Here is a 22,546-nt window from a genome sequence, read left to right on the forward strand (position 1 = left end):
GTTCACGAGTCTCGTTACTAAACACGTACAGATGTAAGAGTACCCGGCGTTTACGGTGGTGAGGGTAGACCTGGCTATACCTTTTGGGTGCTGTTGAATTGGGGAGTTTAGGGCGTCGGCAAGCGGAAATAAGGTAAAGCAACCCAAATAATAATCACTTGTAAGTATCAATTTGGAAAAACTGATAGGCAAACTCTAGGAAATCGTGTATGGTGAGCCATGTCGACACAATCAAAGACAATTTCCCTCTCCCTCACCTCTAGGAGGAAACCATGTCCGACAAGTACGCAGGCTCAACCGGCCCCACCACCCGCCTCAACGGTGCGCCGGTGCCCACCGAGCAGCACTCCGTCACCAATGGACATCAGGGCGGCATCACCCTCAACGATGTCCACCTGATTGAAAAGCTCGCCCACTTCAACCGCGAGCGCATTCCGGAGCGCGTCGTCCACGCAAAGGGCGCAGGCGCTTTCGGTGAATTCGTTGTCACTGAGGATGTCTCCAAGTACACCAAGGCGGCAGTCTTCCAGCCTGGTGAAAAGTCGGAGATGCTGGCGCGTTTCTCCACCGTCGCGGGCGAGCAGGGCTCCCCGGACGGCTGGCGCGACGTCCGCGGCTTCGCGCTGCGCTTCTACACCCGCGAGGGAAACCTGGATATCGTCGGCAACAACACCCCGGTGTTCTTCATCCGCGACGGCATTAAGTTCCCCGACTTCATCCACTCGCAAAAGCGCCTTCCGGACACCGGCCTGCGCGACGCAAACATGCAATGGGACTTCTGGACTGCATCGCCGGAGTCGGCTCACCAGGTCACTTACCTGATGGGTGACCGTGGTATTCCGAAGGACTTCCGCCACATGGATGGCTTCGGCTCGCACACCTACCAGTGGATCAACGCCGAAGGTGAGCGCTTCTGGGTCAAGTACCACTTCAAGACTCGTCAGGGCTGGGACTTCCTCACCGACGCCGAGGCGGCTGAGCTGGTCGGTGAGAACACAGATCACTCGCGACAGGACCTCTTCGAAGCCATCGAGCGCGGCGACTACCCGACCTGGGACGTCAAGGTGCAGATCATGCCGTACGAGGAAGCTGCGGAATACAAGATCAACCCCTTCGATCTGACCAAGACCTGGTCGCAGAAGGACTACCCGCTGATTTCGGTCGGCCACTTCACCCTGAACCGCAACCCGCGTAACTTCTTCGCCGAGATCGAGCAGGCCGCTTTCGCGCCGTCGAACACGGTCCCGGGTGTGGGCTTTTCACCGGATAAGATGCTGCTGGCCCGCGTATTCTCCTACGCGGACGCACACCGCTACCGCCTGGGCGTCAACCACGACCAGCTGCCGGTCAACCAGCCGAAGTGCCCGGTCAACTCCTTCTCGCAGGATGGCTACGGCACCTACCACTTCGCCGACCCGTCCCTGCCGGTCCACGGTTCTAACGGTGCAGGTCGCGGCCCGGTAGCCGACCAGGCTTCCTCCGCAGCTGCCGCCGGCTGCCCGGTTCATTCGAACCACGCCGGACGCGTCGATGCGACCACCTATGGGCAGTGGGACAACGTCGGCGAGGAGTTCTACGCCGGCGCCTACATTCAGCACCCAGAGGACGATGACTTCTCCCAGCCGGGTGATCTAGTCCGCAATGTGCTTGACGATGCCGCCCGCGACCGCCTTGCTGGCAACATTGCCCGGGCGATGGCCGGCGTGACCCCAGAGGTGGAGCAGCGCGTCTACCAGTACTGGACCAATGTCGATGAGTGGCTTGGTGCCGAGGTGGAAAAGCGCTTTAAGGCTTCCAAGTAGGTAGAACCAACTAAATAGAAAAAGCCCCTTGGGTCAGCGCAAAATTGCGCTGACCCAAGGGACTTTAAAGCTACAAGCTTTTAGCTAGCTACGAAGCTAGTTCGCGTGGAACCTCATGGACACCAGTGCTAGCTAGAGGCTCAAAGCAAAAACTTCAATTAGAACAGCTTCGGCAGGGACGGAGACTCCGGAAGGACGCTGTCGGCCTCGACTTTGGTCTGGTCGCCGGCAACGATGGTCTTGTCAGTACTTCCGCCAATTGCGGTGTTGGTGGACTCATCGTTGATGGTAGTGGTGTCCAGGAAGTCCTGGCCGAACGGTGCGTTCAGGTTGCCGAACTTAGCGAAGTCGCGGCCGAACGGTGCGTTGAGGTCACCGAAGTTCAAAAGGCTGACATCGCCCTCGAAGGTCGGCCCCAGGTTAATGGTGATGTTCGGTCCGGAAGGCATAGCCTGCAGTACTTCAACGATGGGGGTTACGTCCATGATTCGCGTTCCTTTGAAAAAAAATAGAGAAATAAAAACTAAGCCTGGCTGTGGGAAACCGCCCGCCTTAGTGGAAGCGGGCGGTTACACAGTTTTAAGTTGTGACGACACCGGAAAACGGATTGTCACTAGAGCTTGATCGCTGCTGCCCGGCTCTACGGTCGAGCGCTAGGGCGATTATTTAGCCGGCGAGCTTGCCGGTGATCTCCGGGTTCAGGAAGTGGGAAACCTCGGTGGCCTTGTCGTGGCTGTCGGTGGTCTCGACGTCGACGGCGTCCTCACCGAACGGCAGGTTGATGTTGCCGGTGGTGATGGCGTGGTCACCGAACGGCAGGTTCAGGTTGCCGCCAACGTTGAATGCGGACAGGTCCTCGCCAGCGAACTGCTCCAGGGCCGGGAACGGGGACTGAACGGTGACGTTCGGGAGAGCCTCGAGGATGGTTGCGATGTCTTCAGCGAAAGCCATGTGAAAATCCTTAACTTGTCAGGAAGTGGATAGAGTTCACGAGTCCGCTCTATGCGAACTCACAGGAAGTAAATCTAGACCAGCTATCGCGGCCTTGCAATTGGGAATTTTGGCCCTGTGTGCCGTGAAAAGTACTTCACTGGCTGTGCAAATAATTAAATGACAATGATTTGCAATAGAACGCAGTAAGCGTGTGTCCGTTCGTAAGCCCCTTTGTTGACCCTTATTCACCGTTGGGTATCCGATTGTCTACCCCTTATTTTTCACTGAGAATTTGTTGTCTTCGTATGAAATGTTTGCGTTAGCGCAGGAAGGTGGCATTTCCGAGCGGTCCTTCGGAGGATTCAGGGTCAGGGGTATGAATGTTTGATGAAAAAAATAACCTAACGCCATCGAAATTGGGGGCGCAAAAATGACGGTTAAGATTCCTTGATTCTGGTATGCCGTAGGTCACTCCTTGGTGTGAGGTGAATCACGGAGTGATTGGAGGAGCCATTAACGGCCGTGGGTAGTAAACGGGGGTAAAAACGGTGTTAACGGTTATGGTTTTTCTGCACCCTTGGTGCTTAAGAATGCACCAACTACAAAGAATCGGCGTGTTGCAGAACTGCAACACGCCGAAAGAATTAAGATGTACGGCCAGTTCAAACTCCGGGTGCCGTGGTCACAAGGACGAGCGGTAGGGGAGGGCTAGTCTTGCTTGTAATCCTCCGCAGAACCATCTCGGGCACCCAGGACGGCGCGCCCCAGCACCTCAGAAGCGACAGTAGCCACTACCAGCACCGCAATAATCGCGACAATCGCTGTAACAACTTTGCCCCAGGACAGCGACCCCTGGTCGGCTTCGAGCACCAGGTTCGCCACGACCAGAGCCGGGATTCCCACCATGATGCCCGCGGAGAGCTGATTCAGCCGACTCAGCGCGTCCGGGCTGCGCCACATCGCCACTACGGCCACGAGCAGATAAAGAGAGCCACCCAGCACGAGGACTGCGAAGAGCGCAGTCAGCAGAAAAGAAGCAATACTCATTAGAATCCAACTCCTCTCTAGCGTCGCCCGCGCGATACGACGCGTGCTAAGCCGACTGTTGAAAGAATGCCCAGTAGGCCCGCCAGCATCGCAATGTCAAAGGTGATAGCCGTCGAACGCAAAAGAGCCGTGGTAAGGAATACTCCCACCATGGGGTAGAAAGCGGCATCGGCAAGCACAGCGCGGGAGACATTCCCACGGACCCGGAAAATCAACACCACGCCAAGCAGCAGCGCCAACGAACAGACGGCGACCCCAATGCCGCCGATGACATTTACGGCGGTGGGAGTAATCAACCACTGCGACGGATCGGCCGGTTCATACGTCGATGTTTCTCCGGCGGAGAACAGACTAATCATTCGAGGTCTCCTTTCCCGCGCGTGACGCGTTTGATACGCGTGCCGCGTTTGACGGGCGCAGCGCCTCCGGCAGCGGCAACCCGTCGGCGTTTTCAGCGGCCACGCCTACGACAGCGTTCTCATCGACAAACTGCGCCGGGTCGTACTCGTCGAACACGAAGGCCGCCGGGCGGGCTGTGCCACGCAGACGAGGAGCCATGTGTTCCTCCATGTCATAGAGCGAATCATAAAGACTAGCCAGGTCAGCACCGAAAATCGCGTGGACAATAAACAGCCGCCCCTGAGCGGTCTCGCGGATGCCGCAGACCAGGGTGCCCGGCGTCATCGTGATGGACTCCGCGAACATAGTCACTTCGAAGTCGTTGCTCACGCGCAGCGGCAGGCCAATTAGCACGGGCTTCTGCTTCTGCCGTGGCCGAAGCGTATCCACGACGACCTCCGTCGACGCGACCAGCACTTGCCACACCAGCCATGCGGTATAGCGAATCACATGCAGCGCCTTCATCAGTAAACACCTCCGACAGCAGAGTCAATGCCAACGAGCGCGGCATCCCGATAAGCGTCAATATCCAGCAGAGCGCCCGCGGCGCCATTCGTGGACCAGGTCACCGCACCGACAGCAATGAACATCGCCACGCTCACCAGCGCCAGCGCCGCAGACGGGGCGACGAGGGAGCCGGGGACGCGGACGTCGTCAGGCACACCCTGCATAGGGCGACCCCAAAACACGGCGCGCCACAAGCGAACCATCGCCAGCAGCGAGCCCAGCGACGCGATAACAATGACAGCGATCGCCACGATAGAACGCGCGTCACCCGTGGCGGCAGAGGCGAAAACGACGCCAATCTTGCCCCACACGCCTGAAAACGGTGGGAAGCCCACGATAGAAAAGGACATTGCGGCCATCACCCACGCGACCAGCTGATCACGCCGAGCCAGCCCCGACAGGCGCGACAGCGTGCCCGTGCCGTAGGTCTCCTCAACCGCGCCGGAGCCGAGAATCAGCGCGCCGACCGTCACCATGTGGTGGATCGCGTAGAAGATACCGGCCGCCAGGGCCGCCTTTGCGCCGGTTCCGTCATGCGCGTCGGTAAACGCGAGCACAATCAGAATGAACGGCATGCCGGTGACCATCTGGTAGGCGAGCACCTCGCGCATGGTGTTCTCCGCCAGGCCCGCAAACGCGCCGACCAGCATAGACACCGCCATCAGGGCGATAATCGGCCAGTGCCATGCCGGGTTCATCCCCACAATCACCACGTAGAGGCGGTAGAGCATGTACACCGCCACCTTCGTGTGTACCGCAGAAAACAGCGCCATCACCGCAGGGCTTGACGACGGATACGTGCGCGGCAACCATGTGTGCGCCGGGGCGATACCGGCCTTGACACACAGCGCAATAATCACAATTCCGAGAGCCACCACACCGGTACCGCCCGGGCCACCCTCGGCGCCGAGGCGTGCCAGCATGGCGATGTTCACGTTTCCGGCGGCGCCGTAGATGAGCGCCACGCCAATCAGCAGGACCGTGGAGGTCAGCAGGTTCACCAATACGAACGTGCGGCCGGCCGCCAGGCGATGCCAGGTGCCCGTCACCGCAATTAGGCCGTAGGAGGGCAGAAGCATGACCTCCATGAACACGAAGAAGTTAAAAAGGTCGGCGGTTAAAAACGCGCCCGACATGCCGGCGACCATCATCAGCGTCAGGGCCGGGAAGAACCTCGAAGTGTTCTCGCCCGCGACCTGCGCGAACCAGGAGCCAATCGCCACGACCGCGGCGGCAACACCCAGCATCAGCATAGAGAAGGTATCCGCCAGGAAGGGGATGGCCACGCCACCCGGGTACGCGCCGACACCGTGGCCAATCGGTCCTTCCGCTGCAACGCGGAACATCACAGCGAAGGCGGCCAGCGACACCAGGAAGGGCACTGCGATGCCCAACGTCGCGCGCATCCAGGGCTTCGGCAGGATTGCTGCGATAGCCGCAAGAATTAGCGGTCCCGCCGCAAACAGCGGCAGCAAGGCGGAGATAGTCTCCGAAGAAATCGTTTGGGACATCTGTTCAGCGCTTAACATGCCTACCATTTCTCATCACCGCCATATGGCGTGTGGCTGGGGAAGGTCTCCGTGCCTGAACCCGAAGACTGCGTGCCCGCAGCACCGGGCGTTCCCGATACTGTCGAATCCGAGTCCACCGGGATGTGCTTGCCCGCACGTCGCCCTGCGGTGGACAGCTGCTTCATTGCGTCGCGGTCCTCCTTAATGCGGGTGTCGTCATCGTGGCCGAGGCCCGCCAGCGCCAGCATGAACGCGGTGACGGCCATCGTAATCACGATTGCGGTCAGCACAAACGCCTGCGGCAGGGGATCGGCGGCATCGTTCAAATCGACCTCGCCGAGCAGCGGCTCGCCACGCCACGCGCCGACACCCGTGGACAGGATAATCAGGTTCGCGGCATGAGAAATAAGCGTCATACCGACAATCGTGCGCAGCATGCCGCGCTGCAACACCAAATACGTTCCGCCCGCGGCAAGGACGGCAGCCATCAGGGCAATAATCATTACTTTGCCTCCTTGTCGGTAGCGAACACGCCCAGCTTCTCCGGAACGTGCAGGCTCGGGCGATCTGGATAGCACTTCTCCATCAGATCATCCTCACCGGCAACACCAGGACGAGTCGGCCCGCCCAGCTTATTGAGCGCCGTAGCCACAATGCCGAGCACCGCGAGGTACACGCCCACGTCGAAAAGCAAAGCGGTGGTTAAGTGCTGGCCCAGGAAATGTCCGTATATCGGAGCCAGGAACGAGCCCTTGAAGTAGCCAAGGAAACCGGTCGCAATCGCCATGATCACACCGAAGGCGCTGAGCAGCGCCGGGGCCTTGCGCCCCAGGATGACCTCGTCGGAGTCTTTCGACAGGTACAGCAGCATCACCGCGGCCGCACCAATTAGTGCAGCGTTAAAGCCGCCGCCCGGCTGCGTGCCACCGCGGAAGAGCACCAGCAGCGACACGAAGAATAGCAGCGGCGCCAACCAGCGCACCAGCCAGCGCATCGGAATCGAGTTGAGCTTCGCCTCCGCCAGAGCCCCTGGCTGATCCAGCAGATGGGGGAAGCGCGGAATGGAAGACACCACCGCGGCCATCGCAATGCCAGCCATACCCAGCACCGCGAGCTCGCCCATCGTATCGAAAGCACGGAATTCAACCAGAATCACGTTGACGATGTTCGTCTCGCCCGTGACCTTCTCAGTGTTATCCAGGTACCACTGCGCAACTTCAGGTCGTTCGCGGCGCCCGGTGAGAACCCAGACCGCTGCGAACGTCGCCAAGCCAACTGCCGTAGCCATCACTGCTGCCGCTGCTTTACGACGAGACGTCGTCGGCGCAAACGCCCTCGGCTGGAATCGCAGCACCAGCATCATCAATACGACAGTCAGAATCTCCACCATAAACTGCGTCAGCGCCACATCAGGGGCGCCCAACAGCAGAATCTGCAGAGTCACGCCGACGCCCGTGACGCCCAGGAGGACCGCGGCCTGCAGGCGGTTATTCGCCCGCAGGGTCGCCCACACGCCAATGAGCACAACAACCAGCGGAATCAGATCCGTCAGGTGGTCGATATTGTCAATCTTGGGCTCCAGGTCAGCGCCGCCGATGCCCGGGCCGATGAGGACTGCCAAGGCGTAGACCGCCAACAATCCCAACAGCGGTGCAAGGTGACGAGATGGCTGATGCGACTGCGCCACCTTGGCCAGCGCGCGGCCCGTCTTCTGGGAAGCGGCCAGCCCGGCGTTGATCGCGTCCACGCCAGTGAACGGGAAGAGCTTGCGGTCGGCCAGGGACTCGTTGATGCGCATGCGAGCGAAAATGTAGCCCACGCCCACAGCCAGCACAATCACCGAGATAATCAGCGGAGCATTCACGCCGTGCCACAGGGACAGGTGCGTCTCGTGGTAGGTGCCCGGCGCCGCCAGCTTCACCGTATCCGCCACTCGGTTCAGCGGCGTATCCAGAAGGGCTCCCGCGAAGAAAGCGACCGGAAGGCTCAGCACGCCGGGAAGTGCGGCCGGAACCCACAGGGAGGCCGGGGCCTCGTGGACATCGTCGACATTGCGGGGCCCATCCACGAACGCGCCGAACACAAGGCGTGCCGAGTACGCGAACGTGCCAATCGCACCAACCGCCGCGACAGCCAGCAGAACGATGACGCCGGTGTTCGACAGCGGCGCGCCCTCGAACGCAGTGAGCATGCCCTCCTTGGACATGAAGCCGAAGAACGGCGGAATCGCCGCCATGGAGGCCGCACCGAAAATCATCGATCCGAACGACAGCGGCATCTTCCGCCACAGCGGGCCCAGACGGCGAATATCGCGGGTGCCCGCCTCGTGATCCACCACACCAGCCAGCATGAACAGCGAAGACTTAAACATCGCGTGCGCGATAGTGTGCACCACGGCCGCAGTAATCGCAAACTGCGTGCCGACGCCAATGGTCGCCACAATCCAGCCCAGCTGCGACACGGTTGAGTAGGCGATCAACTTCTTCAGGTCGGTCTGCTGAAGAGCGAAGTAGGCAGTCGCAACGGCGGTCGCCATGCCCAGCGTGATTAGCAGCAACTGCCATACGCGGACCTCGGCGAAGACTGTGGAAAAACGCATCAGCACGTAAATACCGGCCTTGACCACCGCGGCGGCGTGCAGAAACGCAGACACCGGCGTTGCCGCCGCCATCGCCTCCGGCAGCCACGCGTGGAACGGGAATTGCGCGGCCTTGGTAAATGCGCCAAGTGCAACCAACGCTGCGATGATATTGCGCGCCGTCGGGTTCTCCGCCCAGGCGGAAGAGGCCAGCATCTCGCTGAGATTAAAAGTGCCGGTCAGCCACACCGAGCCGCCCAGGGCCGCCAACAGCAGCAGGCCGCCCGTGAAAGTCAGCAGGAGAGTACGCAGCGAACCCAACTCGCCCGACGAACCCGAACGCGCAATCAGCAAGAACGATGCCATCGACACCAGTTCCCAACCGATGAACAGGAGCGTGACGTCGTCGGCAAGCACAAGCAGGAGCACGGCGAGCATGAAGCCCGTCATGAGCACATAGAAACTCATCGTGCCCTGGCGGCGCGGGAGGTAAGCGGTCGAGTAGATGAAGACCACCGAGCCGACCAGCAGCGCCAGGAACGAGAAGACCAGCGACAGCGGATCGAGCTTCAGTGCAAACTCGGCGCCGAGCTCCGCCGACCACGTGCCGGACCATGACAGGGCGTGGCCGGGGAGTGCTGTGTCGGCGGCGGTTGCTGCGGTGCCGGCTCGTTCGCTGGTGTTCGCGAGGACTTCGGGGGTCAGGCGGCCCAGCTGCACGACTGTCGCGACAAAGAACGCAACAATCGGCCAACCTGCGTGCTTATCGAGGACTTTGACGAACAGTGGTGTCAAGACCAGTGCGCAGGCGACGAGTAACGGGACGCTCAAAAGGGTGAGAGCGCTGCCGCTATTGGCGGCCGCGGCTATCAATTGCGTCAATTGGGGGCTACTTTCGCATTGTATTGAGACAAAAACGTACGTTTCTAGCCTAACAGCACTGGATTAGCCCAGTTAGCGGAGGTTTTGCCGGACTAAGGTCGGCGTTTACGGGTGCTGAACTTTAGGTGGGTGGTGTTGGTGCAGGGCGCGACGCCCCCTCCGATGCATTTTTGCCAGCTTTTTGTAGGAAGTAGCGCCGAATTCGCGGTTACTTCCTACAAAAAGCTGGCAAAAATATTCAGGGCGAGCTGGAACTCGGCGGACACGCGCGGACGCACAGGCGCGCACAGAAATGAAAAACCCTCCCTTACTTGGAAAGTACCAGGTGAGAGAGGGTTTTAATTGGTCGGGGTAACAGGATTTGAACCTGCGACCTCTTCGTCCCGAACGAAGCGCGCTACCAAGCTGCGCCATACCCCGAGGCCACATTCATATGACCGTGGAATTGTCTGTAGTAATAATTCCCAAGCCGTATGCTTGCGAAGAGTTACATTAGCCCGAGACTCGCGCGTAATGCAAAACGCCTGGTAGCCACACATGCGACAAAGCATTATTGGCGGAGCCGCGAGAAGGAAAAGCGCGAAACGGCGACACCCGAGAAGGCTTAACCCGGAAACGGCGACGCCGGAGAAGGCTAGACTCGCTCGGTGACCTCGATAAGCGTTGCGGAAGGGCGGCAGAACAGTCGCACGGGAGCATAAGGCGAGGTGCCAAGTCCGTTCGATACGTGCAGCCAGGTCTTCTCGGTCCAGCGAGAAAGTCCCGACGCACGGGATCGGTCGATACCGCAGTTGGTGACAATTGCCCGGTCAAAAGGCAGGCACACCTGCCCGCCGTGCGTATGCCCGGACATAACCAGGTTGTAGCCGTCCTCGGCGAAGGCATCGAGGACGTGCGGCTCCGGCGAGTGCGACAGTCCAATCGCAAGGTCCGCATCCGGGTTCGGCGCGCCCGCGATGAGGGAGTAGTCGTCGAGCTCGTGGTGTGGGTCGTCGACGCCGGCCATCGCAATCTTCACGCCACCGGCCACGAATTCGAGGCGCGCGTGGGTCGCGTCCTGCCACCCGCGCTCGATGAACGCGGCGCGCATTCCCCGCCACGGCAACTCTACGCGGGAGGGCTTGCGCTTCTTCCCGGACAGGTACTTCAGTGGATTGACGGGGCGCGGCGCGAAGTAGTCGTTCGTTCCAAACACGAACGCGCCGGGCCGATTCAGCAGCGGGCCGAGCGCGGCGAGTACGTTCGGCACGGCCTTGTCGCTGCTTAGGTTGTCGCCCGTATTAATCACCAAGTCCGGATTCAGTGCGTCCAGCGCCGCCACCCAGCGCTGCTTGCGCTTGTGCTTCGGCAGCATGTGGAAGTCGGATACGTGCAGAATGCGCAAAGGATTGCCGCTGTCACCGCGCCCGGCCCGTGCGAGTGTGCCCGGCTCGAGGACCGGCAGGGTGACACGCTTGAGTCGGAAGGCGCGGAGTTCGACCTGGTTCGCGTAGAGGAACGTCGTCAAGCCGAGTGCGGCAGCGGATCCGACGGCGACGGCGGCGCCGCGGGCGATGCGTGCGGGGGAGGGGAATCGCGAACTCATGAGTGAAACACTAGCAAGCGGCGCGCCGTCTACCGTGGTCGTTGCGTACGCTTGGGGCCATGAGTGAACTGAAGCAGAAGATTATCGCCGATATGACCACCGCCATGAAGGCCCGCGACAAGGACACCGTGGGAGCATTGCGCATGCTCAAGGCCGCGATTCAGACTGAGGAGGTCTCCGGAGCCAAGCACGAGCTCACCGACGCCGAGGTCCTGCGCGTGATTGAGCGCGAGGTGAAGAAGCGCCGCGAGTCCGCCGAGATGTATTCGGAAAACGGCCGCCAGGAGCTCGCGGACGCCGAGCTTGCCGAGGCTGAGGTTTTCGCCCGCTACCAGCCCGCCCAGCTTGACGACGACGCCCTCACGGCCCTGGTCAATAGTGCTGTGGCTGAGGTTGCCGGTGATGGCGCGCCCAATATGAAGATGATGGGCCAGGTCATGAAGCTGGCAAAGGAAAAAGCCGCCGGCCAGGCTGATGGCAAGCGGCTTTCGGAGGCCGTGAAGTCTGCGCTTCAGGGCTAGCCGTACGTATCTAGAACGGCAGCCTCGGCAGGAGCGGAATCCGCGGCAGGGGAGGCAGAGGCGGGTTCTGCGGCGGAGGATTGAAATCCGGAATCAGGTCTTCCAAATCGGGCAGAGTCGGTGCGGGCCTGCGTGGTTGCACGGTCGGCTTGCGCGATCCGTCCGAGACCTGAATGGTCACGGTTCCCCCACGAAGTAGGAGGTCCGGGCGGGTAACGCCGACGACGATTCCGCGTGGTTGACCGGTGCGAGAGGCCACGGTCTTTTCGACCTTATATCCGGCCTCTTCGAGCGTCTTGCGGGCCTCCGGCTCCTGCATGCCGGTTACATTTGGCAGGCGGGTAATTGAGGTTCCGGGCCCGTAATCCGGGTCCAGCGGGGGAAGATTCTTGCCGCCGTGACTATCGATGACCGGGTTAATAGCACCGAACCACGTGCGCGCGGGCTCGCGTCCGCCGAAAAGATCGCCGGAGGGGCACTGGCGCAGTGGCGAGGTGCACAGCTCCGTGACGGTGGGAGTGTCGTTGTAGGCGTAGACGGAGCCCGCCAGGCCGCCGGTGAAACCGAGAAACGCCGAGGACTGGTTCGACTCCGTAGTACCTGTCTTCGCGGCGACCGGTCCTTCCCAGTTCATCGTCTTTGCGGCCTCTTCGGCGGTGCCGTGGACCGAGTCCTCACTCAGCGCGTTCGCAATGGCATGCGCGACACCTGGCTCTACTGCCTGCTCGCAAGGAGGAACATCCAACGCGAGGGCTTTGCCTTTCGCATCTGTAATTGACTCAATCGGGGAGGGCTCGCACCAGCGACCGTTGCTCGCCAGCGTTGCGCCGACGTTGGACAGCTCCAGGTTGTTCACCGCGGTCGGGCCAAGGACGAAGGAGCCGAGCTTGTGCTTCGTGACGTAGTCCTTCACCGAGGATTCTCCGTCGAAGCTGCCGGGCTCTGTGTACCAACGCATGCCCAGACGGACGGCCATATCCATCACGCTTTCGATGCTGACCAGCTCCGATAGGCGAATGAACGGGGTGTTCGGCGACTTCGCCAGCGCCTCGCGCAATGTCATCGAAGGAGGGTAGGAGCCGGTGTTTTCCACACAGTACAGGCCAGGAGGGCAGCCTTCCGCGCCACCGCTGCCCAATCCCGATGCCTCGTACCTGCGGGGCACATCGAACCGAGTATCGATGCCCAGCCCCTTTTCCACCGCCGCAGTTGCCGCGAAAATCTTGAAAATGGAGCCCGCGCCGTTGCCGACCGGAGTGAAAGGCTGCGGCTGAACGGTCTGGCCCTGGTCCGCATCCAGGCCGTAGACGCGAGAGGATGCCATGGCCAGGACCTTTCGCGACTCATCCCCGGGCTCGACCACGTTCATGACCTCCGCCGCGCCCGGCGCAGTCGGCGATGCCTGCTCCCGCAACGAAGCCTGCACGCTGTCCTGAACAGCCGGATCCAGTGTCGTCTTCACATGGAACCCGCCACGCTTTAGCTTCTCTGGGGAAATGCCGTGAGCATTGAGGTAGGAAATCACATAATCGCAGAAGAATCCGCGGTCGCCTGCCGCGATGCAGCCCTGTGGCAGGTGCTGCGGCTCCGGCAGGACCCCCAACTCCTCCGCTTGAGCGGCCTGCGCCTCTTCCTGCGAGATGGCACCGGTGGAGGCCATGGCCGCCAGGACGTTGTCACGGCGGGCCTTAGCTCCCTCAGGATTGCTGTAAGGGTTCAGCCCGCTGGTCTGTTGTACAAGACCCGCCAGCATTGCCGACTGGGGAACAGTAAGGTCTGCCGCGGAAACGCCGAAGTAAGTGTTGGCAGCTGCCTCCACGCCAAAGGCGCCGTTGCCGAAGGGGACCAGGTTTAGGTATTTGGTGAGGATTTCGTCCTTCGACAGCTCATCTTCCAAGTCACGCGCAATGCGAATCTCGCGGAACTTACGGCCATAGTCTGTTGCGGTAGCGGCGCGGCGCTCCGACTCATTCTCGGCTTCCACTAGCAGTGTGTGGTTCTTGATCAGCTGCTGCTCGATAGTCGATGCGCCCTCCTGCACAGACCCAGACACGAAGTTTTTGACCGCCGCGCGCAGCGTACCCTTCCAGTCCACGCCGCCGTGCTCGTAGAAACGGCGATCCTCCACTGAAACCAACGCCTGCTTCATCGCCGACGAGATCCGGTCCGACGGGACGTTGACCCGCCGCTGGTCGTACAACCAGGCGATCGGCTGATCGTTGATATCCGTGATCGTGGTGACCGCGGGGGCATCTTTAGTAATGACGGACTGCGATGCCGCACCGAACTCGTCGGCCGTGCGCGCGAACAAATACGCCGAGCCGCCCGCAATTGGGAAAAGGGCACTCGCCGTAATCAGCGCCGCTAGTACGACTGCGACACAAAGCTTGAGCAGGGTGGAACCTTTATTCACAGCCATCACACTACAAGGTCATCCGGATTGGGCAGAGTTTCTTTGTCGTGAATCGCCTCGGAGTCCCTGTAGAACTCTCGCTTCGATTTCGTTGCGCTTTGTCCAAAATTATCAACAACGTGACGTAAATCACCCCCGTTTTATAACGGCTTATAACAAACTGTGACCTGTGTTACCTGCGGACATGTGGGGTGTTGCTATAAATCTATACCCCACACAATGTGACGCAATCGACAGTTTGAGGGGACTGTGAATAGACTTACAACAACATTTCAGCACTATATTGACGGCACTAACTGCAACGAACTGCGTTAATCGACGTTATTCGCCGCGATAGCCGTGCTGCACGTAATTACAAGGAGGCTCAGAAATGACTGCCACGATCCCGGACCGTAACCGCGCCGCCACCGCTCAGCGCGCCGCCACTGCACCGTCGGGCGACTTTGAGCTAGGCGTAGAGAGCTTCCGAGATCGCCAGGAGTGGGTCCCCCGCGCCAAGTGCCGCGACATCGACCCGGACAAGCTTTTCGTCCGCGGCGCCGCCCAGCGTGAAGCAGCCGTCATCTGCCGCCACTGCCCGGTGGTCCTGCAGTGCCGCGCGGATGCCCTCGACAACCGCGTCGAGTTCGGCGTCTGGGGCGGCCTCACTGAGCGTCAGCGCCGCGCCATGCTGCGCGAGCATCCGGAAATTACCTCCTGGGCTGACTTCTACGCAGAGCAGTACGCCGCCCAGCGCGCCGGAAAGTAAAGAAAAGTAGAGTAAGCCCCATGACTACTAAATGGGAATACTTCACCGCACCTCTCCTCATTCACAACACCAAGGCCATCCTTGATAACTTCGGCGAGGACGGCTGGGAGCTGGTCACCGTGCTCCCCGGGCCCACCGGCGAAAACCACGTCGCCTACTTCAAGCGTCCCAAGGCCGACTAGCGGCAAAGACCAGCACGGAAAGGCCCTCATATGAGCAGCACCCCCTCCGAGGCGCTCGCAAACCTCGGTCTGAGGCTTCCCGACGTCGCCAAGCCCGTCGCCGCCTACGTCCCGGCGACCCGCACTGGGAACCTGGTTTTCACTTCCGGCCAGCTGCCGTTCGTCGACGGCGAGCTGACCCACGTAGGCCACGTCGGCGCAGAGGTTAGCGCAGATGAGGCCAGGGAGGCCGCACGCACCTGCGCGCTCAACGCCCTCGCCGCAGTCGACGCGGAAGTCGGCCTCGATAACATCGCGCGCATTGTTAAGGTCGTCGGCTTCGTGAACTCCGCCCCCGGATTCACCGGCCAGCCCGGAGTTATCAACGGCGCATCCGAACTCTTCGGTGACGTATTCGGCGAGGCAGGCCAGCACGCGCGCTCCGCCGTTGGCGTGAACCAGCTGCCGCTCGACGCCCCGGTTGAGGTCGAAATTATCGTCGAAGTGAAATAGCCCCGAAGCACGCTTGGAGGGCCCGCGCAGGTGTGGGCGTCGGCAAGCGAGAAATAGGCGCCCCGCCCCAGGTCACACCCAAAAGTGATGGCTTGGACGGCGGGGTGCATTCGTGTAATTGCACGAACACGTAGGATAGGGGATATGGAGCATCCTGCGTATAGCCAACTGCGTCCCATCTCTGAGTCCGTAGGCGTGGTCTTGTGCCCGAACCCCAGCTACTCGTCGCTGGAGGGTACGAACTCCTACGTTATTAAGGCGGAGGGGGATAGCCGAAGCATCGTTGTCGACCCAGGTCCTGAGGACGAAGGGCACCTTAACGTTCTGCAGCGCTACGCTGGCGATGTCGCGTTGATTCTGCTGACGCACCGCCACGGCGATCACGCTGACGGCGCCGCCCGCTTCCGCCAGCTCACCGGCGCTCCGGTGCGCGCTTTTGAGAAGCAGTACTGCTCTAGCGGTCAGGAACCGCTTGTCGACGGCGAGAGGATCGTCGTTGAAGGCATTACCCCGCAGGTAGAGGTCGTGGCCACCCCTGGCCACACGGCTGATTCGGTGTGTCTGTTCGTGCACACGGGCGCCGGTGGCGATGAGGATGTTGAGGGCATTATGACTGGCGATACTATCGCTGGTCGCCACACCACCATGATTTCTGAGACCGACGGTGACCTTGGGCTTTACATGAAGACCCTGGAGCTGTTGGATTCCCGAGGCAAGGGCGTTCGACTCCTGCCAGGGCACGGCGCGGATCTGCCGGACATTACTGTCATGACGCAGAAGTACATCGATCGTCGCAAGCAGCGCCTGGTTCAGGTTAAGGATGCGCTGGAGAAACTGGGTGAGGATGCCACGGTAGACCAGATTGTGGACGAGATTTACACCGATGTCGATCCGGTTCTGCGCCACGCTGCGATGCAGTCGACCCGTGTGACGCTGCGCTACCTGCAGACGAACGCGGAGTAGCCGAGGCAACGTAGATAGCGCGGCGCTACGCGTAAGAAAGGGGCGAGTCAGAAAAGACTCGCCCCTTTAAACTTGTCCGCCCCCGACCCCGTAACTCGGAAGTGAACCGGAGAATACGGGACGGGGCGGGAGCGTATTATTGGGCTTTGTGCACCTGCGTACGAACTGAACTAGCGTGCGCGCTTGGCCAGGCGCTCGGTGTCCGAGATCAGCACCGACTTGCCCTCCAGCCGGATCCAGCCGCGGTGCGCGAACTCGGCCAGGGCCTTATTGACGGTCTCGCGGGAAGCACCGACCAGCTGCGCAATCTCTTCCTGAGTTAGGTCGTGATTGACGCGTAGCGCGGTGCCCTCCTGGACGCCGAAGCGGTTCGCCAGCTGCAGTAGAGACTTGGCGACGCGGCCCGGAACGTCCGTGAAGATAAGGTCCGCCAGCGAATTGTTGGTACGGCGCAGGCGACGCGCGAGCATGCGTAGCAGCTGCGCGGGAACGTCCGGGTGCGATGCGACCCACGTCTGCAGCTGATCCGCGCTCATGGAGGCCGCCGAAACCTCGGTAACGCAGATTGCAGAAGAAGTGCGCGGGCCCGGATCGAAGATGGACAGCTCGCCGAACATGTCTGACGGGCCCATGATGGTCAGCAGGTTTTCACGCCCGTCGACGGAGTGGCGAGCCAGCTTCACCTTGCCCTCGATGATGATGTAGAGGCGGTCGCCCGGCTCGCCTTCGTTGAAGATGGTGGTTCCGCGTGGGAAGCGCACCGTTTCCAGGTCCCCTAGCAGCTCCTGAACGGCGGCCTGGTCGACTCCCTGAAATACGCCTGCGCGGGAGAGAATCTCCTTCACGTCATCCACAGTTCTTTCTCCTGTCTCGGGCTCATGCAAACTCTTTTTGCATTGGGCCGGCAATCGTGGCACTCAACATGAAACCGCGGTACTCAGGCTGAATACCTCGGTGTACCTCCATTGGCGACGATCAATGCTCATTTGCGACACTGGGCATTTCCTCCGCGGGAATCGAAAGGGAAACGAGTACCCGCCTAGTAAGAGGTCCCGCCGCCGAAGCGAGCGGTATCCAACTAGTGATGAAGTCGCCACCATTGTGTGATGAATCCCACTGTATCAAAAAAGCGGCCGCCTTCGAACGGCGAATGTGATTAAAAATTTCGCCACTTCTCGGACGTGCGATTTTGCTAGCTCGCGGTCGGTAACGCTGTTCGGTCCGCCCGTGCGGTTAAGCTACCCATATGACTTCGCCCGTGAGCTCCAGCACCGGCAATCCGGCCGGTAATCCTGACGTTGGGAACAAGCCGCAGCCAACTAAGCCGCAGGGGTCGGTGACCTCGAGGAAGCGTCGGCGTGTCGGCACTCACCCGGCGTTGAAGGGAAAAGAGACGCGCACGGGGATGGTGCGCAGGGCGCGGAGGATTAATCGCACGCTGGCGATGGCGTACCCAAACGCGCACTGTGAGCTGGACTTTCGTAATCCGTATGAGCTCGCGGTGGCCACAATTTTGTCGGCGCAGTGCACGGATGCGCGGGTAAATATGACGACGCCGGCGTTGTTCGCGAAGTACCCGACACCGGCGGACCTTGCGGGGGCGAACCAGATTGAGGTCGAAGAGCTCGTGCGCCCAACCGGTTTTTACCGCAACAAGGCGGCGAACATTATCGGCTTCGCCCGCGGTGTGGTGGAGGAACACGGCGGGGAGGTTCCGGGCTCGCTGGAGGATCTGGTGAAACTCCCCGGGGTCGGCCGGAAAACGGCGAATGTGGTGCTCGGAAACGCTTTTGGGGTGCCGGGACTGACGGTCGATACGCATTTTGGGCGCCTGGTGCGCCGCATGGGGCTAACGGAGCAGGAGGACCCGGTCCGTGTCGAGAAGGAGATGATGGAGGTGCTCCCGCGCGCGGAGTGGACGTGGTTTTCGCATCGCCTGATCTTCCACGGGCGGCGAGTGTGTCATTCGCGACGTGCTGCGTGCGGGGCCTGTTTCCTCGCCGCGGATTGCCCGTCCTACGGTTTGGCGGGCCCGGCGGAGCCCGAGACCGCGGAGAAGCTGGTCAAGTCCGACGATCGCGAGTGGCTCCTGCACCTCGCGGGCCTCAATGAGGATTACAGTGGCAATAATTCGGATGAAGCGGAGGGCAGTCGTGGTTGATCAGCACAGCACGCAAAGCGAAGATTCCGGGCGCGAGGGCCCGGACCTGAACCGTTCTGCCTCCCTGATTGCGCTGGGCATCGCGGTTGTTTGTGTTGTGGGGCTCGTGGCCTTCGCCCTGTCGCGCACCTCCGGCCCGCTTGACAACGCCTCGGACGCCGCCGCCTCCCAGTCGGTGCAGGAGGAACAGCCGTCGTCGGCGATGACGGCGGACGAGATTGCGGCGGTCGCCGGCAGCGGTTCTCTGGATGGCGTCAAGCTTCCGCACCTCTTCGCCTCAGAATCATCCGGGGACGGCGCTAGTGCCCCGGTGGAGGGGGTTGATGTGGGGCGTGTGGTCGTCGGCAAGCCGACTGTCGTGAATGTGTGGGCGTGGAACTGTGCCCCGTGCCGTCAGGAGCTGCCGCTGATTGAGAAGTGGTCGAAGGACAATCCGGACGTGCAGGTGGTGACGGTGCACGCGGCGCGGGAGGAGCAGCGGGGGCGCAACTTCCTGTCCGAAATTGGCGTCGACCTGGAGACTTACTCCGACACTGTCGATGTCGTGGGGTCTGCGTTGAACCTGCCTCGGGTTGTGCCAATCTCAGTGATTTTTAACCCGGATGGCTCGGTCGCGAGGATGCATCCGGGCGAATTCACGTCGGCAAAGGAGATTACGGATACGGTGAGGGGCGCATTGTCGTGAATGGAGGCCAGATGAGTGGTGCATCGGAGTCGGGGCTGATAGTCCCCGAATGGCTGCAGACGAGCCTGCCGCAGTTTGTCGGCGGGCGGGTACCAGTGTCGGAGGACAACCGGCTGCGCGGGCTGCGCAAGGAGATGCACCAGGCCGCCTCGACGCAGAGGGAACCGCTGTCTGACCCGGCGATGTCGGCCGTGTTGGTGCTGCTCAGCGGCAATGCGCAGGCGGAGCAGCGCCCGGATGACGCCTCAGTGGTGCTCACTCACAGGGCGACGACACTGCGCTCGCACGCGGGCCAGATGTCCTTCCCCGGCGGCCGCGTCGATCCGGGCGATCGCGATGCGATCGATACCGCTCTGCGGGAGGCAGAGGAGGAGACTGGCCTAAACCGCGACTCCGTGACGCCGCTGCAGGTGATGAACCCGATCGATATTTCGCGTACCGGTTTCGCGGTGCACCCGGTGCTGGCGTATTGGAACGACCCTCATGAGCTGCAGGCCGTCGACCCCGCGGAGACCGAGTCCGTGCTCAATGTCCCCATCAGCCACCTGGTGGACCCGGAAAACCGCATGATGCTGGGCTATTCTGGGTGGATGGGTCCGGGGTTCCGCATCGGCGATTTTGTGGTGTGGGGGTTCACAGGCGGCGTGCTGTCCTATCTTCTCGATGCCGCGGGCTGGGCCGAGGGCTGGGATAATAACCATGTTCAGGACCTCATTACAGTTTTGGCGAAGTCCGCAAACGGGGAGAACCTCTCGGTGTTGAAGGGAGCGGCGCGATGATGCCAGAGATTAGTTTCGGTCTTTTCGATGCCATCCTGATTGGCATTTTCATACTTTCCCTATTCGTGGGCTGGAGGCAAGGGCTTGTTGCCTCTGTATTGGCGATTCTCGGTATCGTCGCGGGGCTGTTCGTGGGTGTCTCGCTGGCGCCGTTCGCGATGGATCAGGTCGAGTCGCAGGGGCTGAAAGTTATTGCTGGTCTCGGCATAGTGGTGATTCTCGCCGGGATTGGCCACGCAGTCGGCGCGATCGCGGGGCAGTCGCTGCGCAACGTGATTCGCTCGCCGCTGGCAGTCGGCCTGGATTCGGGTCTCGGCGCGGTTTTCCAGACCGTGGCAGCGTTGCTGATCGTGTGGTTGATTGCAATCCCACTGGCCACCGCGGTGCCGGGGCATTTTGGCAACCTGGTTCGTGAGTCGAAGGGGCTCAGCCTGATTGACCAGGTCGCGCCGCAGCAGTGGTCGGGCGCTCTGGGCAATATCATGCGCCAGCTCCGCAACGACGGCATGCCCGCCATCGCGTTGCCGTTCGGCCATCAGCAGAACCTGCCCGACACACCTGCAGACCCGAACGTTGTATCGCAGGAGGTTGTCGACGGTATTCGTCCGTCGATTGTTCGCGTTATGGGGGAGGCCCCGCAGTGCGAACGGTTGCTCCAGGGCACCGGTTTCGTGGTCGCCCCGGATCTGATCGTCACCAACGCGCACGTGGTGGCGGGCGCGAGCACCGTCCGCCTGGAAACGGTCGTGGGCATGGCCGACGCCAACGTCGTCCATTACGATCCGCTTGACGACGTCGCCCTGCTGCGCACCACCGACCTACCCCTGGCGCCGGTCCAGTGGGCGGGAAGGGACGCCCTGCCCGGTGATGGCGCTGTTGTCCTGGGATTCCCGGAGTCCGGCCCGTTCACGGCGACCCCGGCCCGCGTCGATGAGAACATCATCATCCGCGGTCCCGACATCTACTCGAAGCTGCGCCACGAGCGCCGCTCCTACGTACTGAAGTCCGACGTGCGCCACGGCAACTCGGGCGGCCCCCTGATCACGCCGGAGGGACAGGTGCTGGGCCTGGTGTTCGGCGCCGGCGTCAACAACGACCAGACCGGCTACGCCCTGACCCACGAAGAGGTCCAGGCGCATATCGACGCCGCGGCTAACGAGTTCCAGCAGGTCAGCACACAGGAGTGCGTCGCAGGGTAGGCCGAGGGATGTGGAGTGGCTCGGGGACTATGGCGCAGGGATGGTCGGGTGCCGCGGTTAGTAGCGCGGCAGCCAGTGCAGGCGCTCGCACACGGCTTCGGCCACAGCTTTTGGCGCCTCCAGCGGCAGGTAGTGCCCGGCACCTTCGACGACGATGACCTCGGAATTTCCGCCCCCGGTGACGCCCCTCGTCATGCTCTCTCTCACCAGTTCGACCGGGGTTTTCCTGTCGGAATCACCCACCAGCAAAACGGTGCGAGTCCTGTCGTGTAGGGGCTTTTCCACGGCCTTAATCCAGCGCCTAAAGCTGCCGGGCTTCGGCTTCGTCCACCAGTCGATGTGCGCAGTCGCCGGCCGCAGGGCGCCTGCCCGCAGGCTATCCCGCATGAGGTCAGCCATGCGGGCGCCTGCTTCACTGTTGGCGAAGCCGGGTGCCGTAGAGGCCAACGACTCCTTCACAATTTTCTCGATGGTCAGGTCCTGCTGCGACGGGGTCTGTCCGCGCTTGGGCCCAAACCGCTTCAAGCCCGCAGGAACTCGCGGCCGCGAGCGCCACCAGGAACGCCCCACTGTGGGCGCAAGCGCGGTGCGAAAAGCCTCCGACCATGGGCTCATCAACTTAGACAGCCACACCTGCGGGTGTGTCGACCCGCAGCCGACAATACCGCTGCACAGGTCGGGGGTTCGGGCCGCCAGCGTCCACGCGATCCAGGTGCCGAAACCCTGCCCGACCAGCAGCGCCGTCGAGTGGCCCAGCGCCCGAATAAGTCCGGCAATATCCTCTGCCGCTACTTCGGGATCGTAGCCGCGCGGGGTTCTGTCGGATTGCCCGTACCCTCGCAATGACACCGCAACGGCGTGAATGGGGGCGTCGGAAAGCAGGGGGAGTACCTCGGACCACTCGAACCACCCGCCAGTGGAGCCGTGCAGGAGCAGGACCAGGGGGTCGGCGGCGGTGCCACACTCCGCGACATGGAGCCGCTGTCCGTGGACATGGACCATGCGGTGGCGCCAGGGGCCGTCGAGTTGGTCGCTGTGGGAGGTCATGATTACTACTTTGCCTGGAAAACGTCCCGCAGTGCGGTAGGCCGGTCGGGGGACTCGTTAGGGAAAACAAAAGGCGGGCCCTCATTGAGAGGAACCCGCCCGAGGTGTGCGC

22 protein-coding genes and 1 tRNA gene are annotated in these 22,546 nt (G+C 61.6%); 10 read left to right on the top strand and 13 right to left on the bottom strand.

Translation table 11 applies throughout. The features are described from left to right. Positions 1 to 272 precede the first annotated feature (272 nt). Positions 273 to 1,802, top strand: coding sequence for a catalase (locus tag CLAC_RS00920; RefSeq protein ID WP_053411317.1), 1,530 nt, complete (start codon positions 273 to 275; stop codon positions 1,800 to 1,802). 158 nt (positions 1,803 to 1,960) lie between these two features. On the opposite strand, the gene CLAC_RS00925 is transcribed toward CLAC_RS00920, so the two are convergent. The 10 genes from CLAC_RS00925 to CLAC_RS00970 form a co-directional block, all read right to left on the bottom strand. Continuing rightward, the gene (locus tag CLAC_RS00925) at positions 1,961 to 2,287 is read right to left on the bottom strand and encodes a hypothetical protein (protein ID WP_053411318.1); all 327 of its coding nucleotides are present in this window, start codon (positions 2,285 to 2,287) and stop codon (positions 1,961 to 1,963) included. Between the two features lie 181 nt (positions 2,288 to 2,468). After that, positions 2,469 to 2,753 carry a hypothetical protein gene (locus CLAC_RS00930; RefSeq protein WP_053411319.1) on the bottom strand — a complete coding sequence of 95 codons (285 nt, stop codon included), beginning with the start codon at positions 2,751 to 2,753 and terminating at the stop codon, positions 2,469 to 2,471. A gap of 690 nt (positions 2,754 to 3,443) precedes the next feature. Further along, a complete protein-coding gene (locus CLAC_RS00935; protein ID WP_053411320.1) occupies positions 3,444 to 3,782 on the bottom strand; it encodes a monovalent cation/H(+) antiporter subunit G in 339 nt (112 codons plus the stop codon). A 17-nt stretch (positions 3,783 to 3,799) separates the two neighbouring features. Beyond that, positions 3,800 to 4,141, bottom strand: coding sequence for an MnhF protein (locus CLAC_RS00940; RefSeq protein WP_245621916.1), 342 nt, complete (start codon positions 4,139 to 4,141; stop codon positions 3,800 to 3,802). After that, a complete protein-coding gene (locus CLAC_RS00945; RefSeq protein ID WP_082312949.1) occupies positions 4,134 to 4,646 on the bottom strand; it encodes a Na+/H+ antiporter subunit E in 513 nt (170 codons plus the stop codon). Before CLAC_RS00945 ends, CLAC_RS00940 begins: the two co-directional genes overlap by 8 nt. Beyond that, positions 4,646 to 6,199, bottom strand: a complete 1,554-nt coding sequence (locus CLAC_RS00950) for a monovalent cation/H+ antiporter subunit D family protein (RefSeq protein WP_053413155.1) — start codon at positions 6,197 to 6,199, stop codon at positions 4,646 to 4,648. The genes CLAC_RS00945 and CLAC_RS00950 overlap by 1 nt, the downstream gene beginning before the upstream one ends. A 20-nt stretch (positions 6,200 to 6,219) precedes the next feature. Continuing rightward, the gene (locus CLAC_RS00955) at positions 6,220 to 6,702 is read right to left on the bottom strand and encodes a sodium:proton antiporter (RefSeq protein ID WP_053411321.1); all 483 of its coding nucleotides are present in this window, start codon (positions 6,700 to 6,702) and stop codon (positions 6,220 to 6,222) included. Further along, positions 6,702 to 9,650, bottom strand: coding sequence for a DUF4040 family protein (locus CLAC_RS00960; RefSeq protein ID WP_425388809.1), 2,949 nt, complete (start codon positions 9,648 to 9,650; stop codon positions 6,702 to 6,704). The genes CLAC_RS00955 and CLAC_RS00960 overlap by 1 nt, the downstream gene beginning before the upstream one ends. Positions 9,651 to 10,002: 352 nt before the next feature. Next, positions 10,003 to 10,079 (bottom strand) — tRNA-Pro (locus CLAC_RS00965). A gap of 214 nt (positions 10,080 to 10,293) precedes the next feature. Continuing rightward, positions 10,294 to 11,244, bottom strand: coding sequence for a metallophosphoesterase (locus tag CLAC_RS00970; protein ID WP_053411322.1), 951 nt, complete (start codon positions 11,242 to 11,244; stop codon positions 10,294 to 10,296). Between the two features lie 59 nt (positions 11,245 to 11,303). Here CLAC_RS00970 and CLAC_RS00975 point away from each other — a divergent pair, with 59 nt between their 5' ends. Beyond that, positions 11,304 to 11,765: a GatB/YqeY domain-containing protein gene (locus CLAC_RS00975; protein ID WP_053411323.1), complete on the top strand. Its 462-nt coding sequence runs from the start codon at positions 11,304 to 11,306 to the stop codon at positions 11,763 to 11,765. 10 nt (positions 11,766 to 11,775) lie between these two features. Here the strand turns inward: CLAC_RS00975 and CLAC_RS00980 are convergent, their stop codons facing one another. After that, positions 11,776 to 14,184, bottom strand: coding sequence for a transglycosylase domain-containing protein (locus CLAC_RS00980; protein WP_245621918.1), 2,409 nt, complete (start codon positions 14,182 to 14,184; stop codon positions 11,776 to 11,778). 364 nt (positions 14,185 to 14,548) lie between these two features. Between CLAC_RS00980 and CLAC_RS00985 the strand changes: the two genes are divergently transcribed. The 4 genes from CLAC_RS00985 (at position 14,549) to CLAC_RS00995 (ending at position 16,563) form a co-directional block, all read left to right on the top strand. Continuing rightward, positions 14,549 to 14,926: a WhiB family transcriptional regulator gene (locus tag CLAC_RS00985; protein WP_053411325.1), complete on the top strand. Its 378-nt coding sequence runs from the start codon at positions 14,549 to 14,551 to the stop codon at positions 14,924 to 14,926. Between the two features lie 20 nt (positions 14,927 to 14,946). Then, positions 14,947 to 15,108, top strand: a complete 162-nt coding sequence (sp36, locus tag CLAC_RS12555) for a Sp36 family protein (RefSeq protein WP_156324724.1) — start codon at positions 14,947 to 14,949, stop codon at positions 15,106 to 15,108. A gap of 30 nt (positions 15,109 to 15,138) precedes the next feature. Then, positions 15,139 to 15,600: a RidA family protein gene (locus CLAC_RS00990; RefSeq protein WP_053411326.1), complete on the top strand. Its 462-nt coding sequence runs from the start codon at positions 15,139 to 15,141 to the stop codon at positions 15,598 to 15,600. 144 nt (positions 15,601 to 15,744) lie between these two features. After that, complete coding sequence (locus CLAC_RS00995) at positions 15,745 to 16,563, top strand: MBL fold metallo-hydrolase (RefSeq protein ID WP_053411327.1); 819 nt, start codon at positions 15,745 to 15,747, stop codon at positions 16,561 to 16,563. A 170-nt stretch (positions 16,564 to 16,733) separates the two neighbouring features. Here the strand turns inward: CLAC_RS00995 and glxR are convergent, their stop codons facing one another. Next, positions 16,734 to 17,417 (bottom strand): CRP-like cAMP-activated global transcriptional regulator GlxR, encoded by a 684-nt coding sequence (gene glxR / locus CLAC_RS01000; RefSeq protein WP_053411328.1) that lies wholly within the window; start codon positions 17,415 to 17,417, stop codon positions 16,734 to 16,736. Between the two features lie 551 nt (positions 17,418 to 17,968). On the opposite strand from glxR, the gene nth reads away from it, so the two are divergent. Genes nth through CLAC_RS01020 form a run of 4 tightly spaced genes read left to right on the top strand, consistent with a single transcriptional unit; the run spans position 17,969 to position 21,387 of the window. After that, positions 17,969 to 18,724: an endonuclease III gene (gene nth / locus CLAC_RS01005; RefSeq protein ID WP_156324865.1), complete on the top strand. Its 756-nt coding sequence runs from the start codon at positions 17,969 to 17,971 to the stop codon at positions 18,722 to 18,724. Next, on the top strand, positions 18,717 to 19,409 hold the full coding sequence (locus tag CLAC_RS01010; RefSeq protein ID WP_053411329.1) for a TlpA disulfide reductase family protein: 693 nt from the start codon (positions 18,717 to 18,719) through the stop codon (positions 19,407 to 19,409). The genes nth and CLAC_RS01010 overlap by 8 nt, the downstream gene beginning before the upstream one ends. An 11-nt stretch (positions 19,410 to 19,420) precedes the next feature. Further along, positions 19,421 to 20,188 (top strand): NUDIX hydrolase, encoded by a 768-nt coding sequence (locus CLAC_RS01015; RefSeq protein WP_082312953.1) that lies wholly within the window; start codon positions 19,421 to 19,423, stop codon positions 20,186 to 20,188. Continuing rightward, on the top strand, positions 20,185 to 21,387 hold the full coding sequence (locus CLAC_RS01020) for a MarP family serine protease (protein ID WP_053411330.1): 1,203 nt from the start codon (positions 20,185 to 20,187) through the stop codon (positions 21,385 to 21,387). Before CLAC_RS01015 ends, CLAC_RS01020 begins: the two co-directional genes overlap by 4 nt. Positions 21,388 to 21,444: 57 nt before the next feature. On the opposite strand, the gene CLAC_RS01025 is transcribed toward CLAC_RS01020, so the two are convergent. Beyond that, entirely contained in the window at positions 21,445 to 22,434 is a 990-nt protein-coding gene (locus tag CLAC_RS01025; protein ID WP_053411331.1) for an alpha/beta fold hydrolase, read from the bottom strand. Between the last annotated feature and the right edge of the window lie 112 nt (positions 22,435 to 22,546).

The organism is Corynebacterium lactis RW2-5 (genome assembly GCF_001274895.1).
Classification (GTDB): domain Bacteria; phylum Actinomycetota; class Actinomycetes; order Mycobacteriales; family Mycobacteriaceae; genus Corynebacterium; species Corynebacterium lactis.